The 11635-nt window shown below is 67.2% G+C and carries 16 protein-coding genes; 3 read left to right on the top strand and 13 right to left on the bottom strand.

Annotated features, from left to right (window positions below):
- Window positions 1-99: 99 nt before the first annotated feature.
- Window positions 100-909: a SigB/SigF/SigG family RNA polymerase sigma factor gene (locus tag OG474_RS28290; protein WP_405056620.1), complete on the bottom strand. Its 810-nt coding sequence runs from the start codon at window positions 907-909 to the stop codon at window positions 100-102.
- A gap of 280 nt (window positions 910-1189) precedes the next feature.
- Here OG474_RS28290 and OG474_RS28285 point away from each other — a divergent pair, with 280 nt between their 5' ends.
- Window positions 1190-1423, top strand: a complete 234-nt coding sequence (locus tag OG474_RS28285) for a DUF397 domain-containing protein (protein WP_391543154.1) — start codon at window positions 1190-1192, stop codon at window positions 1421-1423.
- Between the two features lie 162 nt (window positions 1424-1585).
- Here OG474_RS28285 and OG474_RS28280 read toward each other — a convergent pair whose 3' ends face one another.
- Window positions 1586-1801 carry a hypothetical protein gene (locus tag OG474_RS28280; protein WP_405056619.1) on the bottom strand — a complete coding sequence of 72 codons (216 nt, stop codon included), beginning with the start codon at window positions 1799-1801 and terminating at the stop codon, window positions 1586-1588.
- Window positions 1798-1989 carry a hypothetical protein gene (locus OG474_RS28275; protein WP_405056618.1) on the bottom strand — a complete coding sequence of 64 codons (192 nt, stop codon included), beginning with the start codon at window positions 1987-1989 and terminating at the stop codon, window positions 1798-1800. Before OG474_RS28275 ends, OG474_RS28280 begins: the two co-directional genes overlap by 4 nt.
- A 493-nt stretch (window positions 1990-2482) precedes the next feature.
- Here OG474_RS28275 and OG474_RS28270 point away from each other — a divergent pair, with 493 nt between their 5' ends.
- Window positions 2483-3355: a helix-turn-helix domain-containing protein gene (locus tag OG474_RS28270; RefSeq protein ID WP_405064623.1), complete on the top strand. Its 873-nt coding sequence runs from the start codon at window positions 2483-2485 to the stop codon at window positions 3353-3355.
- Between the two features lie 52 nt (window positions 3356-3407).
- On the opposite strand, the gene OG474_RS28265 is transcribed toward OG474_RS28270, so the two are convergent.
- The 8 genes from OG474_RS28265 to OG474_RS28230 all read right to left on the bottom strand — a co-directional run bounded on the left by OG474_RS28265 (window position 3408) and on the right by OG474_RS28230 (window position 9658).
- Window positions 3408-4322, bottom strand: a complete 915-nt coding sequence (locus OG474_RS28265; RefSeq protein ID WP_405056617.1) for an alpha/beta fold hydrolase — start codon at window positions 4320-4322, stop codon at window positions 3408-3410.
- A gap of 16 nt (window positions 4323-4338) precedes the next feature.
- Window positions 4339-5049, bottom strand: coding sequence for a TetR/AcrR family transcriptional regulator (locus OG474_RS28260; protein ID WP_405056616.1), 711 nt, complete (start codon window positions 5047-5049; stop codon window positions 4339-4341).
- Between the two features lie 29 nt (window positions 5050-5078).
- Window positions 5079-6296 carry an FAD-dependent monooxygenase gene (locus OG474_RS28255; protein ID WP_405056615.1) on the bottom strand — a complete coding sequence of 406 codons (1218 nt, stop codon included), beginning with the start codon at window positions 6294-6296 and terminating at the stop codon, window positions 5079-5081.
- A 96-nt stretch (window positions 6297-6392) separates the two neighbouring features.
- Window positions 6393-7019 carry a DUF2461 domain-containing protein gene (locus OG474_RS28250; protein WP_405056614.1) on the bottom strand — a complete coding sequence of 209 codons (627 nt, stop codon included), beginning with the start codon at window positions 7017-7019 and terminating at the stop codon, window positions 6393-6395.
- A 31-nt stretch (window positions 7020-7050) separates the two neighbouring features.
- Entirely contained in the window at window positions 7051-7596 is a 546-nt protein-coding gene (locus OG474_RS28245) for a DNA-binding response regulator (RefSeq protein WP_405056613.1), read from the bottom strand.
- 170 nt (window positions 7597-7766) lie between these two features.
- The gene (locus OG474_RS28240; RefSeq protein WP_405056612.1) at window positions 7767-8891 is read right to left on the bottom strand and encodes an epoxide hydrolase family protein; all 1125 of its coding nucleotides are present in this window, start codon (window positions 8889-8891) and stop codon (window positions 7767-7769) included.
- Window positions 8892-8904: 13 nt separating this feature from the next.
- A complete protein-coding gene (locus tag OG474_RS28235; RefSeq protein ID WP_405056611.1) occupies window positions 8905-9165 on the bottom strand; it encodes a hypothetical protein in 261 nt (86 codons plus the stop codon).
- A 214-nt stretch (window positions 9166-9379) separates the two neighbouring features.
- Complete coding sequence (locus OG474_RS28230) at window positions 9380-9658, bottom strand: DUF1905 domain-containing protein (RefSeq protein WP_405056610.1); 279 nt, start codon at window positions 9656-9658, stop codon at window positions 9380-9382.
- 77 nt (window positions 9659-9735) lie between these two features.
- On the opposite strand from OG474_RS28230, the gene OG474_RS28225 reads away from it, so the two are divergent.
- Window positions 9736-10254, top strand: coding sequence for a GNAT family N-acetyltransferase (locus OG474_RS28225; protein ID WP_405056609.1), 519 nt, complete (start codon window positions 9736-9738; stop codon window positions 10252-10254).
- Here OG474_RS28225 and OG474_RS28220 read toward each other — a convergent pair.
- Together OG474_RS28220 and OG474_RS28215 are read right to left on the bottom strand one after the other, a co-directional pair.
- On the bottom strand, window positions 10208-11197 hold the full coding sequence (locus tag OG474_RS28220) for a cation diffusion facilitator family transporter (RefSeq protein ID WP_405056608.1): 990 nt from the start codon (window positions 11195-11197) through the stop codon (window positions 10208-10210). The genes OG474_RS28225 and OG474_RS28220 overlap by 47 nt on opposite strands.
- 1 nt (window position 11198) lies before the next feature.
- On the bottom strand, window positions 11199-11594 hold the full coding sequence (locus OG474_RS28215) for an ArsR/SmtB family transcription factor (protein WP_391543167.1): 396 nt from the start codon (window positions 11592-11594) through the stop codon (window positions 11199-11201).
- Window positions 11595-11635 lie beyond the last annotated feature (41 nt).

Raw genomic sequence — 11635 nt, 5'->3', positions numbered from 1 at the left:
AAGACGGCGTTCATGCCCAAGGGTGGGTCGGCGTGTCTTTGGGCGGGTCGGCGTGTCTTTGGGCGGGGTGGGAGGGGGTGGTTGGTGGGGGCAAGGGGGTTAGGCGGCTGCCGGCATCGGGGTTAGTTTGGCGCGGAGGTCGTTCAGGGTTTTGCGGAGGACTCGGGAGACCTGCATCTGGCTGACGCCGATGTCCTTGCCGATCTCGGACTGGGTCCAGCCCTCGACGAAGCGCAGCTGCAGGATGCGGCGTTCGCGGTCGTTGAGGTCCTGCAGCACCGGCTGCAGCATCTCGACCGTCTCCAGCTGATCGATGCTGGTGTCGTCGGAGTCGGCCACCACGTCGGCCAGGGTCAGATCGGCGTCGGTCTCGGCCGGGCGGTCGAGGGACAGCACGTTGAAGCAGCCCTTCGCGGCCATCGCCTGCTCGACCTCGGTCACCTCGACCTCGAGATGCTCGGCCAGCTCGGCCGGAGTGGGCTCGCGGTTCAGCTCCTGCTCCAGCTCGGGCAGCTTGCCGGCGATCGAACCCTGCATCTCCTGGAGGCGGCGCGGGATCCGGACGGTCCAGGCGCAGTCGCGGAAGTACCGCTTGACCTCGCCGCGGATGGTCGGGATGGCGAAACCGATGAACGGCGTCTCCGCCTCGAGCCGGTAGTGGTGCGCGGCCTTCACGAGCCCGAGGTAGGCGACCTGCTCCAGGTCGTCGGCCTCGGCGCCCCGGCCGCGGAACCGGCGGGCGATCCCGCGCGCCATCTCCAGATTGAGCTCGACGACCTCTTCGAGCAGCTCCTGCCGCTCGGCCTCGTCGGTGCTGGCTGCCCGGCGTTCCATCAGTTCCCGGGTGGCTGCTTCTCGGGCGGCCCGGTCGGCCGCGGTCGAACACTGAACGGTTCTGGTGATGCTCATCTGGATGACCTCGCGACTGTCTCGTCACGGCGTGGCTCTTAGCTGAACCACGGTCACGCCTGCCTGCTGCCCGTACCCACCTCGCCGGATCGCATGCACCTGCCCGCCCAGCCCCCGTTTTGCTCACCGAGCGCGAGCGAACCCGCTCTTCGAACGCTCGTTTGAGGCTCCCGACATGACAGTGGGTAATGGAGCAGACACGAGACCCCTAAACATGTACGATGCAAATGCAAGCCCAAATGCACGTGCATATGCCAAGGACGTACGGAAGGTGCAGCTGATGACTGCTATCTACAACGGCATGCCCGGCGACTCCATGACTGAGCTGGTGTGGAAGAAGAGCCAGCGGAGCAGCCCCCAGGGCAACTGCGTAGAGGTGGCAAAGCTGCCGGGCGGCGGCGTGGCGATGCGGAACTCGCGTCACACCGACGGACCGGCACTGGTATTCACCAAAGCGGAGATCGAGGCTTTCCTGGGCGGTGCCCAGGACGGGGAGTTCGACTACCTCGTCTGAACCTCGATGAGTCTCCTGAAAAGGACCAGGGCCCCTTCGCCAGGCGAGTGACGAAGGGGCCCTTTTTCATGCCCTCCTGAGCCGGCCCCCCGACAACGTCGAAGGCCGGCCCTCGGAGGGAGGACCGGCCTTCGGTGTTACCGGAAAAGCTTTGCTGTACTGCTACTGCACCGTGAGGGGCCAGAGCTGCTCGCTGCTCGGGAGCTCGGAGGCCTTACCGGTCGCCGCGTTGTCCACCGTGATCCGCAGACCGGTGAACTTGGGCGTCATCACCCGCTGGTACCGGGAGGCACGGTCGGGCTCGGCCAGGTACTCCGCGATCAGATGATCTCCCAGCCAGATCCGCACCATCTTCCGTCCTCCTCGGTCTGTGTTCATGGGGCCAGGCTCACGATGGGGTCACCGTCGAGCTGACGGACACCGCGCAACCAGCCTTCGAAGGCCCAGCGCTGCTGCTCGGGGCAGCGCGCCACCAGCTCCTGGATCTCCCGCTCAGTCAGCTCGTCCGGCGCGCGTCCGCCCGCGTAGGCGGTCTGCTCGGCTACCTCACTGTCGTCGTCAATCATCGACTCGGGTTCCCCAACCAGTCATGCCGGTGCGCTCGTCACCAGCGATCTGTAGGACCGGCCTGCCAGGCCTCGCGGTTGTCACGATTTGCGAGATCCAGCTCACCTTCTGTGCATGAATCAATCATGGCGTCGGCACGCTTCGAATGCAAGCGCCAGATGCACGTGCATCCGCACGTTTTCCATTTTGAGATAACAATCGACCGTTTTACGCCTGAACAGGCCCTCCGGAGCCCCCGTCGAACACCGTTCGACGACACGAACCCGTCCGACTTTGTCTTGACAAATGAGAGGCACTCCGAGCACCCCGAATCACCCAATGTCACGACCGATGGCGATTCGCGTGGCTTATGTAAGAACTTCGGCAGATTCAGGCTCGGGCGTGCGATGATGTCTGCCTGCGAGCCCGGTTCCCGCCGGATCGCGCTGAGGACGCTGAGGACGCTGAGGACAGAGCACTGAGAAACAGAGCACTGGGGGGCCGGAGGTGAGTGTGACCGAGTCGGGCGCGCAAAGCGGGCCGACAGCACTCCGCATCATCCTCGGAGCGCACCTGCGCCGGATGCGTGAGGCCGCCGGAATCAGCCGGTCGGACGCCGGCTGGGAGATCCGCTCGTCGGAGTCGAAGGTCAGCCGGATGGAGCTCGGCCGCGTCGGCTTCAAGGAGCGCGACGTCCGCGACCTGCTCACGCTCTACGGCCTCGACGACGGCGAGGAGCGCGAGCGGCTGCTGGCGCTCGCCCGCGAGGCGAACAACCCCGGCTGGTGGCACCGGTACGGCGACGTCCTGCCCAGCTGGTTCCACTCGTACCTGGGGCTGGAGTCGGCGGCCGCGCTGATCCGCTCCTACGAGCTGCAGTTCATCCCGGGTCTGCTGCAGACCACCGACTATGCCCGCGCGGTCGTCCAGCTCGGCCGCGGCCTGGTCACGGCCGAAGAGGTCGAGCGTCGCGTCAACCTGCGGATCAGCCGCCAGGAAGTGCTGACCCGGCCGACCCCTGTCCGGCTCTGGGCGGTCGTCGACGAAGCGGTGCTCCGCCGGCCGATCGGCGGTCAGAAGACGATGATGATGCAGCTGGACCACCTCATCGAGATGAGCCAGCTGCCGAACGTCACCCTGCAGGTGATGGGCTTCACCGACGGCGGCCACGCGGCCACCGGCGGTGCGTACAGCATTCTCCGGTTCCCCGAGCCGGACCTCGCCGATGTCGTCTACATCGAGCACCTGACCAGCGCGCTGTATCTGGACAAGCAGGACGACCTCGATCAGTACACGGCGACGATGGAAGCGCTCTGCGTCGCGGCACCCCCGCCGAACAAGACGCGCGACATCCTCACCAAGATCCGCCGCGACTTCGACGCCTGACCGGCGTCGATCGGAATCACCCAGCGTCAGCCGCCTCAAAGCCGTTGCAGGCTCAAAGCCCTTGCAGGAAGGCCAGAATCGCGGCGTTCACGACATCCGGCTTCTCCTGCTGCGTCCAGTGCCCACAGTCCGGTACGTCGACAACGCCGCGCAGGTTCGGCACGATCGCGCGCTTGTCGTCGTCGAACGGATACATCATCCGTACGGCGTCCTGCTCACCGCTGATGTACAACGCCGGCGGCGTGATCGGCACGTCCTGCCAGGCCGCGGTCTGCTCCCAGTTGCGATCCAGGTTGCGGTAGTAGTTCAGTCCCCCGGTGAACCCGCTGGCCGTGAACTGCTCGACGAACGTGGCCAGCTCATCCTCGGTGATCCAGGACGGCAACGTCTCGGGTTCGTCGTACTTGCCGGCGAAACCAGGCGACGGCTCCGCAGCAGGGACGCCACAGTAGATCCGGCGCAGCGACGAGGCAACGTCCTTGTCCAGCTCGGCATCCGCGACACCGGGCTCCTGGAAGTAGTTCTGATAGAAGTCCGCCCCGAACTTCCGCTCGGAGAGAGTCAACGGCGGCAGCGGACCACGCGGCAACGGCGGCACACTGATACCGACCACGCCGCGTACGACGTCGGGCCGCAGCAGCGCGGTGTTCCAAGTGACGATGGAACCCCAGTCGTGGCCGACGACAACGGCCTGCTCCTCCCCCAGCTCGTGGATCAGCGCGACGACATCGCCGACCAGGTGGAAGATCGAGTACTGGTCGATCCCGTCCGGGCGGTCGCTGGCGCCGTACCCGCGTTGGTCGAGCGCGACCGCGTGATAGCCGGCGTCGGCGAGAGCGGTGAGCTGATGGCGCCAGGAGTACGCCGTCTCCGGAAAACCGTGCACCAGCAGGACGAGCGGGCCTTCGCCCTGCTCGGAAATCTGGATGTTGATTCCGTTCAGTCGGACCTGACGATTGCTAGGCACAGCTCTGTCTCCTCGGTTATTCGTTGGGTTTGCCGATCGAGACCAGCAAGTGCTCGCGCTTGATCTCGATCTCGGCGAGGGCGGCGTCGGCGGTGGCCTGCACGTCGCCGGGGCCGGGCTCCTCCGGACCGAGGAGCGCTGTCGTCGCGGCGGCGATCACTCGGGCCGGGTCGTCCACTGAGATGGCCGTCAGCACCCGGCGCTCGACGGCATGGGTCAGGAACCCCATCAGGAGCGCCTGCAGTGCATAGGCCTGGTCGTCGAAGGTCCAGTCGGTCCGGACGAGATGATGCCGGCGCCACACCGGCAGTGCGGCATGCATGAGGGCGGCGGGACCGAGCTTCGCCAGCAGCTCGGCGCTGCGCGGGTGCTGGGTGAGCATGCCGAGCAGGTCGTCGTCCTCGATCTGGAGCGCGCAGATGAACGGATGGTCGACCGTGCTCCGGACCAGCAGCGGAATCAGCCGGCTGGGCCGAGCGAGGTCAGGGTCGGCGTTCAGCAGTTCGGTGAAGGCGTCGAGGGCGGCCAGGAAGTCGCGGCCGAACAGCCCGACCAGCAGGTCCTCGCGGGTGCTCCAGTGCAGGTAAATGGTGCCCTTGGCAACATGTGCCCGCTCGGCGATCTCCGCGACGGTCAGTCCCTTGACCCCGCGCTTGAGCACCAGCTCCCGGGCGGCGCCGAGAATGCGCGCCGCGCTGCCGGAATCCTGCTCGGCCAGTACCGCCATCGTCGTCCTTCCCGTGACCGCGCCCTGTCTCAGGCCGCGGCGATGTCCAAGTCCTTCATGCGACCGGACTTGTTGTGCGTCCGCACGAAGCGCAGCACCTGCGAGGCTACCGGCATCGTCATTCCGCGCATCATCATCCGGCGCACGGTGATCTGCTTGCGGTTCGGCGTGAACACCGCGGTCTGCTCGAATCCCAGCTGCTGGTAGTAGCCCATGTGCGGGCGCAGTTGCTGGTCCCACTCGGTCAGCGCGCGCTGGACGTCGTCGTACCGGCCGAGCATGGTGCCCAGCAGATCCGCCCCGGCCAGGCCGGCGGAGACGCCCATCCCGGCGTACAGGGTCACGCACCAGGCCGAGTCTCCGACCAGTACGACGCGTCCGTTGTGCCAGCGATCCATGTGCACCTGCTCGACCGAGTCGAACAGCAACTCGTCGGTGGCCTCGAGTGCTTCGAGCGCGGCACCGAGCATGTCGCCCGTTGGCTCGGGACCGAAGGCCTTGCGCACCCGGACGGCCGGCGGCTCGGTGAACTCGGCGTCGATGTCGTCGGTCTGGTAGCCGAAGAGCACGGTCGGCGCGTGGTCGGCGAACGGGAACACCCACAGCGAGCGGTCCGGCTCCAGCAACGTGAGGCCGTCGTGCAGCGCGAGCTTGCCGAGTCCACCGGGCAGCTGGAAGGCCGCGATCATGTAGTTCAGTCGGTGCAGGTAGCGCTCGTCCGGTCCGAAGGCGAGGCGACGTACGGTCGAGCGCAGACCGTCGGCCCCGACGACGAGGTCGAACCGCTCGGTGATCGCCGTACCGTCGGCGGTGTTCGTCAGCGTGACGTCCACACCGTCGGCGTCCTGCTCGATCTTGGTCGGCACGGTCGAGTACCGCACCTCGACATCGGCAGGGAGCGCCTCGAAGGCGGCCTGCTCGACATCGCCGCGGAGCATCAGCCACGGGGTGCCGGGGATGTCACGGAAGCCGAACCCGGCCCGCCACTCGCCGAAGCGATCGGCGTCGTAGTTCCGGCCGTCGAACGCGGTCCGGTCGTGGAGCGAGTCCAGGAGGCCGAGCCGCTCGGCCGCGGTCTTGCCCGCGCCGAACAGGCCGACGAAGTACCCGCCCGACCGCCGTTGCGGAGCCTTCTCGATCAGGACCGGCGTCCAGCCGGCCCGGAGAAGCGCGAGTGCTGTCGAGGTGCCGCTGATGCCGAGGCCAACAACCAGTGCTCGGCGCTGCCGTTCCGATGTCGTGGTCATAACTCCACAGTAGACGGACTGACCAAATTCGTCATTTGGTTCAGTGGGTGAGGTGCGTCACTCCCAGCGACCGGCGCAACACGGCCTACAGGGGCTCTACGAGTTGTCGGTGAGCCAGGTGATGAGCGGCTGGGTCGCCTGCCAGTCGGCGCGGATGGACGCGGCGAGCTCCGGCGTGTGGATGAGCGGCTCGAAACCGTAGGACTTCGTCACGGTCAGGGATTTGTGCCGCAGCAGCTCGATCCGCGGATGCTCGGCGTCGTACCCGCGCGGGCTCGTCTTGAGCCGGTCGCCTCCGACCGTCCAGCCGCCGGCGGTGAGGTCGTCCAGAAGTCCCTCGAGCTGCTTGCCCCGCCGGTCGTCGTCGATGGCGGTCCGCACCCGCGCCAGCCGCTCGGCGTTCGCCTCGTAGAAACCGGCCGCGACCCGAACCCCGGGCGCCGACACCTCGACGTACCAGCCGGTGGCCGGCGCCACATCGATGAACGCACCCTGATGCGTCTTGTACGGCGTCTTGTCCTTCGCGAACCGAACATCGCGGTACGGCCGGAAGAGCTTGGCCTTCCCGAACTCGCCCTCCAGCTCGGCCAGCAGCGCCGCCATCGGCACCCGGACCGACTCCTCGTAGACGTGTTTGTTCGCAGTCCAGTACGTCTTGCTGTTGTCCATCTCGAGGTCGTCGTAGAAGTCCAGCGCAGCCGCCGGGAAGCCGGTGAATCCCATACCGGCAACCCTAGTCCGGCCCGTCGACGACTTAGATCCAGCCCGCCTGCTCGGCCTTGCGGATCGCCTCGATCCGAGTGCGCGCCTGCGTCTTGGTGAGGATGCGGGACAGGTAGTTGCGCACCGTCCCCGCACTCAGGCACAGCTTCCGGGCAACCTCCTGCGCGGTCGCGCCGGTCGTCACCAGCTTGAGCACCTGACATTCGCGATCGGTCAGCGGATTGTCCTTGACCCGGATCGCGGCCAGCATCAGCTCCGGATCGAGCACGGTCTGCCCACGCGCGATCTGCCGGATCGCGCGGACCAATTCGTCCGGCGACGCGTCGGTCGCGATCAACCCCACCCGCGGCGCCTGCCGGACCAGCCGCAGACTCGCGGCCGCCGACAGATCCCGATCGGACAGCACCAGCACCCCGCTGTCCGGCGACCGTCGCGCCAGCGTCTCGATGCCGACGTCACCTGGCAGGCATGCGTCGAGCACCAGTACGTCGGGCCGCTCCCGCACGGACGCCGGTAACACGTCGTCCGCGTGGTCCAGTACGGCCACCACTTCCAAATCGTCTTCAGTTGCGAACACCGTGGTCAATGCTCCGCGAAGCAATGCACCCCGGTGTCCGAGCAGAACTCGGATCACGGCCCCCGCCCCCCATGGCGATCCTGATTCCGGCACCGGCCAGTTACGAAATAGCTGGCCTTCTCGTCAATCAGTTACGCCAGTTTGATGGCCCCCCAGCCGATTGTCACTACCTATCTTAGGGAGCGCCCCTGGAAGAACGCACGAACGTCCCCGACGAAAACGGACGCTTGTTCCAGCGCGGCGAAGTGCCCGCCGTGCGGGTGGCTGGTCCACCGGACGAGGTTGTTCGTCCGCTCGGCCTTGTGCCGCAGCGGGATGAAATTCTCGTGCGCGAGGTCGAGCAGCGCGGTCGGCGTGGACGAGGTCTCGTCCCCGTACGACGCGTGCGCCCGCTCGTAGTAGACCCGGGCGGCCGATCCCGCCGTCCGGGTCAGCCAGTAGAGCATCACGTTGGTGAGCAGGTGATCACGGTCGATCGCACTGGCCGGATCGGACCAGGCAGTGAACTTCTCCGCGATCCACGCGAGCTGCCCGACCGGTGAGTCGGTGAGGGCATAGGCCAGCGTCTGCGGCCGGGTGGACTGCAGGTCGGCGTACCCCTGCTCCTCCTTCGACCAGTGCTGGAACCGCCGCCACGACGCCCAGGTCCGGTCCCGCTCGTCCTGGTCCAGCGGCTCGAGCTCCTCGGCGGTCGGTTCCGACGTGGCCCCGGCTCCAGGGATCAGATTGAGGTGTACGCCGATCACGCGCTCCGGGTGCAGTCGCCCGAGTTCGCGGGAGATCGCAGCTCCCCAGTCACCACCCTGTACGCCGTACTGGTGGTAGCCGAGCCTTGTCATCAGCTCGGCCCAGGCCTTCGCGATCCGGTGGTACTCCCAACCGCGGTCGCGGGTCGGCCCGGACAGGCCGAAGCCGGGGATACTCGGGATGACCAGGTGGAACGACTCCAGCAGCGGGCCGGCGACCTCGGTGAACTCGACGATCGACCCTGGCCAGCCGTGTGTGAGGATCAGCGGGATCGCGTCCGGCGCCGACGACCGGAGGTGCGCGAAATGCACGTTCGCGCCGTCGATCGTGGTGGTGAACTGCGGCCACTCGTTCAGGCGCGCCTCGGCTGCCCGCCAGTCGTAGGCGTCACGCCAGTACGCGACCAACTCCTGCAGATACCCGAGCGGTACGCCGTAGTCCCAGCCGACCTCGGGAAGTTCGTCCGGCCACCGCACCAGGTCGAGCCGGGTACGAAGATCCGTCAGGTCGCTGTCCGGCACTGCCAGCCGGAAGGGTTCGATAGTCATCGAGCCCAGCCTCTCAGGCGTTGCTGCGAGCGACCATCCGCGTGACGACGACCGCCGCTGCCAGCAGCAGGATCCCGACGGCGATCACCACGGTGACCAGCGTGCCCGCGCTGCTCAGTGCGCTGTCGCAGGTCATCGGCGTGATGCCGGCCGCGGTCCGGAAGGCCGAGCCGCAGTAGGCGCCGCTCGACGAGACCGAGCGGAACCCGAGCGCGATCCCACCCAGCAGAACGACCACTCCTGCGACGCCGAGGACCTTGTTCAGCACCGTCATGACGTCCACCCCGGTGCGTGAGGGCATGCCGACGGCACACCGCGCGAGCCCCGTTGCACGTTCCTTCACCCCAAATCTCGACGAACCACCCGCATCCGAACTTACGGTCCGGGCCGGATGATCCACAGTCGAGGAGGCCGTCAGCAGCAATTCTTCACAGAGACCTTACTCAGAACATGACGGAGTGTGACCGCCACCACGGTCGCGGGTCGCTTCAGAGCCGCTCGGTGAGGTGCACAGTGATCTCGTCACCAGGGCTTTTCGCCAGCAACGTGCGGAGTTCCGCCTTCACCGGAAGTTTGTGTGTTCCGTCACCGAGAGCCATGAACGAGCTCTCGAACGGGTGCCCGTCCATCGTCCCCCGCACCTTCACCAGCCCGCGGGTCCCGAAGAACTCGGCCGATCCCGGCAGCTGCACATACGTCCAGCCGCCCTTGGCCGGGCTCTGCAGCAGCGGTGCGGTAAAGGTCTTGTCCAGCTTCTGCGCGCTCACGATGAGCTCCTTTCGACACCCCTAGGTAGAGACTGGCAGACCGCTTTCGACATCCGCGCCGAACTATTCTGGGAAACGTGCAGATCACGATGCGACCCGGCGACGGGAACGACGTACCGGCGGTGCTGGCGCTGCTGGACGGAGCGACCGAGTGGCTGGTCGCGCAGGGGCGGACCGACCAGTGGGGCACGCAGCCGCACTCGAGCAGCCCGTGGCGGATCGAGCAGATCACCGGGTACGCCGGTTCTGGCGGCCTCTGGATCGCCGAGTACGACGGCCGCCCGGTCGGCGCACTCGCCATCGGCACCGCCAAACCGCCCGTGCTGCCGGCCGACCGGCCGGAGGTCTTCGTCCGGCTGCTCGTCACGGACCGGAGGTCGACCGGCCAGGGCATCGGCGGCGTACTGCTCGATCACGCGCGCAAGCTCGCCCGCGACGCGGGCATCACCCAGATCCGGCTCGACTGCTTCGCCGGGAACGACGGAGCCCTGATCCGGTACTACGAGTCGCAGGGGTTCACGCGGGCCGAGTCCTTCAGCGTGCAGCGGGTCAATGCCCCGGACTGGCCAGGTCAGGTCCTCGTCCAGCGGCTGTGATCGAGCGGTGCACGATGCCGTGCGCGTCCGAACAGTGCGCGGCGATCTCGTCACCGCTGGCGTGGTCGACCTGAAGTGTGGAGTGGGTCAGTCCGTGCCGCTCAGCCAGCAACGCCTCGATCCGGACCCGGATCTGGTGACAGTCCAGCCCCTCGGCGACCAGGATGTGCGCTGAGGCGGCAGGCTCGCCGGAGGTGATCTCCCAGACATGCAGGTCGTGGACCTCGACCACTCCGTCGATCGCGCACAGCTCGGCGCCGAGCGCCTGCGGGTCGATCGCGGCCGGGGCCGCTTCCAGGAAGATCCGGCCTGAGTCACGCACGAGCGCCACCCCAGCCTTCAGCATCAGCGCAGCCACCACCAGCGCGGCGATCGCGTCGGCCCGGGCGAATCCCGTCAACAGCACGACCAGACCGGCGAGCGCGGTCGCGATGAACGCGAACAGGTCGTTCAGGATGTGCTGGAAGGCGCCTTCGACGTTCAGGCTGGAACGATTCGCCTTGCTGATCAGCCAGGTCGCGAACAGGTTCACCACGATGCCGACCACACCGGTGATCAGGACCAGCGCACCCTTCACCTCGGGTGGGTGGATCATCCGGTTGACGGCCTCGTAGACGAAGTACACCGCGAGCAGCAGCAGGGTGATCCCGTTCGCCTGGGCGGACAGGATCTCGACCCGCTTGAAGCCGAACGTGTACCCACCGGCCGGCGGCTTGGCCGACAACCGGATCGCCACCAGCGCGAGCACGATCGCGATCGCGTCGGTCAGCATGTGCGCCGCGTCGGTGATCAGGGCCAGCGAACCAGCCGCGAACCCGACCACGACCTCCGCCAGCATGAAGCCGACGATCAGCGCCAGCGCACCACTCAGCAGCTTCCGGTCCGCATCACCGCTGACCGCATGGCCGTGACCGTGCCCATGTCCGTGCCCAGCCTCGGCCATCTCAGCGCTCCGGGTGAATCGCGTCGGTGTGCTCGGTGTGCGCGACGGCAAGGTCGACCAGCATCCGCACATGCGCGTCGTCCAGCCGGTAGAACGCGTTCCGCCCATCCCGCCGTACGGCGACGACGCGGTGCGCGCGGAGCAGTCGCAGGGCATGCGATGTCGCCGACTCGCTGAGCCCGGTCACCGCGGCCAGGTCGCAAACGCACAGCTCGCCGTCCAGCAACGCGACCAGCAACTTCAGCCGCCGCGGATCACCGAGCAGACTGAACACGTCAGCGGTGTCGACGATGGCGTCCTCGGCCGGCATCCGGTCATTGACGCTCGCCACCCGCTCCGGATCAACCAGGCGGACCGCGCACTCGTCCAGACCCTGCACATCTGCAGAACTGTTCATATGTCGAGGCTAACGCACGATCTGCCCCGACGCGACTCCCG

This window comes from Kribbella sp. NBC_01505 (assembly GCF_045040285.1).
Lineage (GTDB): Bacteria > Actinomycetota > Actinomycetes > Propionibacteriales > Kribbellaceae > Kribbella.
Note: the sequence above shows the minus strand (reverse complement) of the source record. Positions and strands in the feature narration are given on the sequence as shown.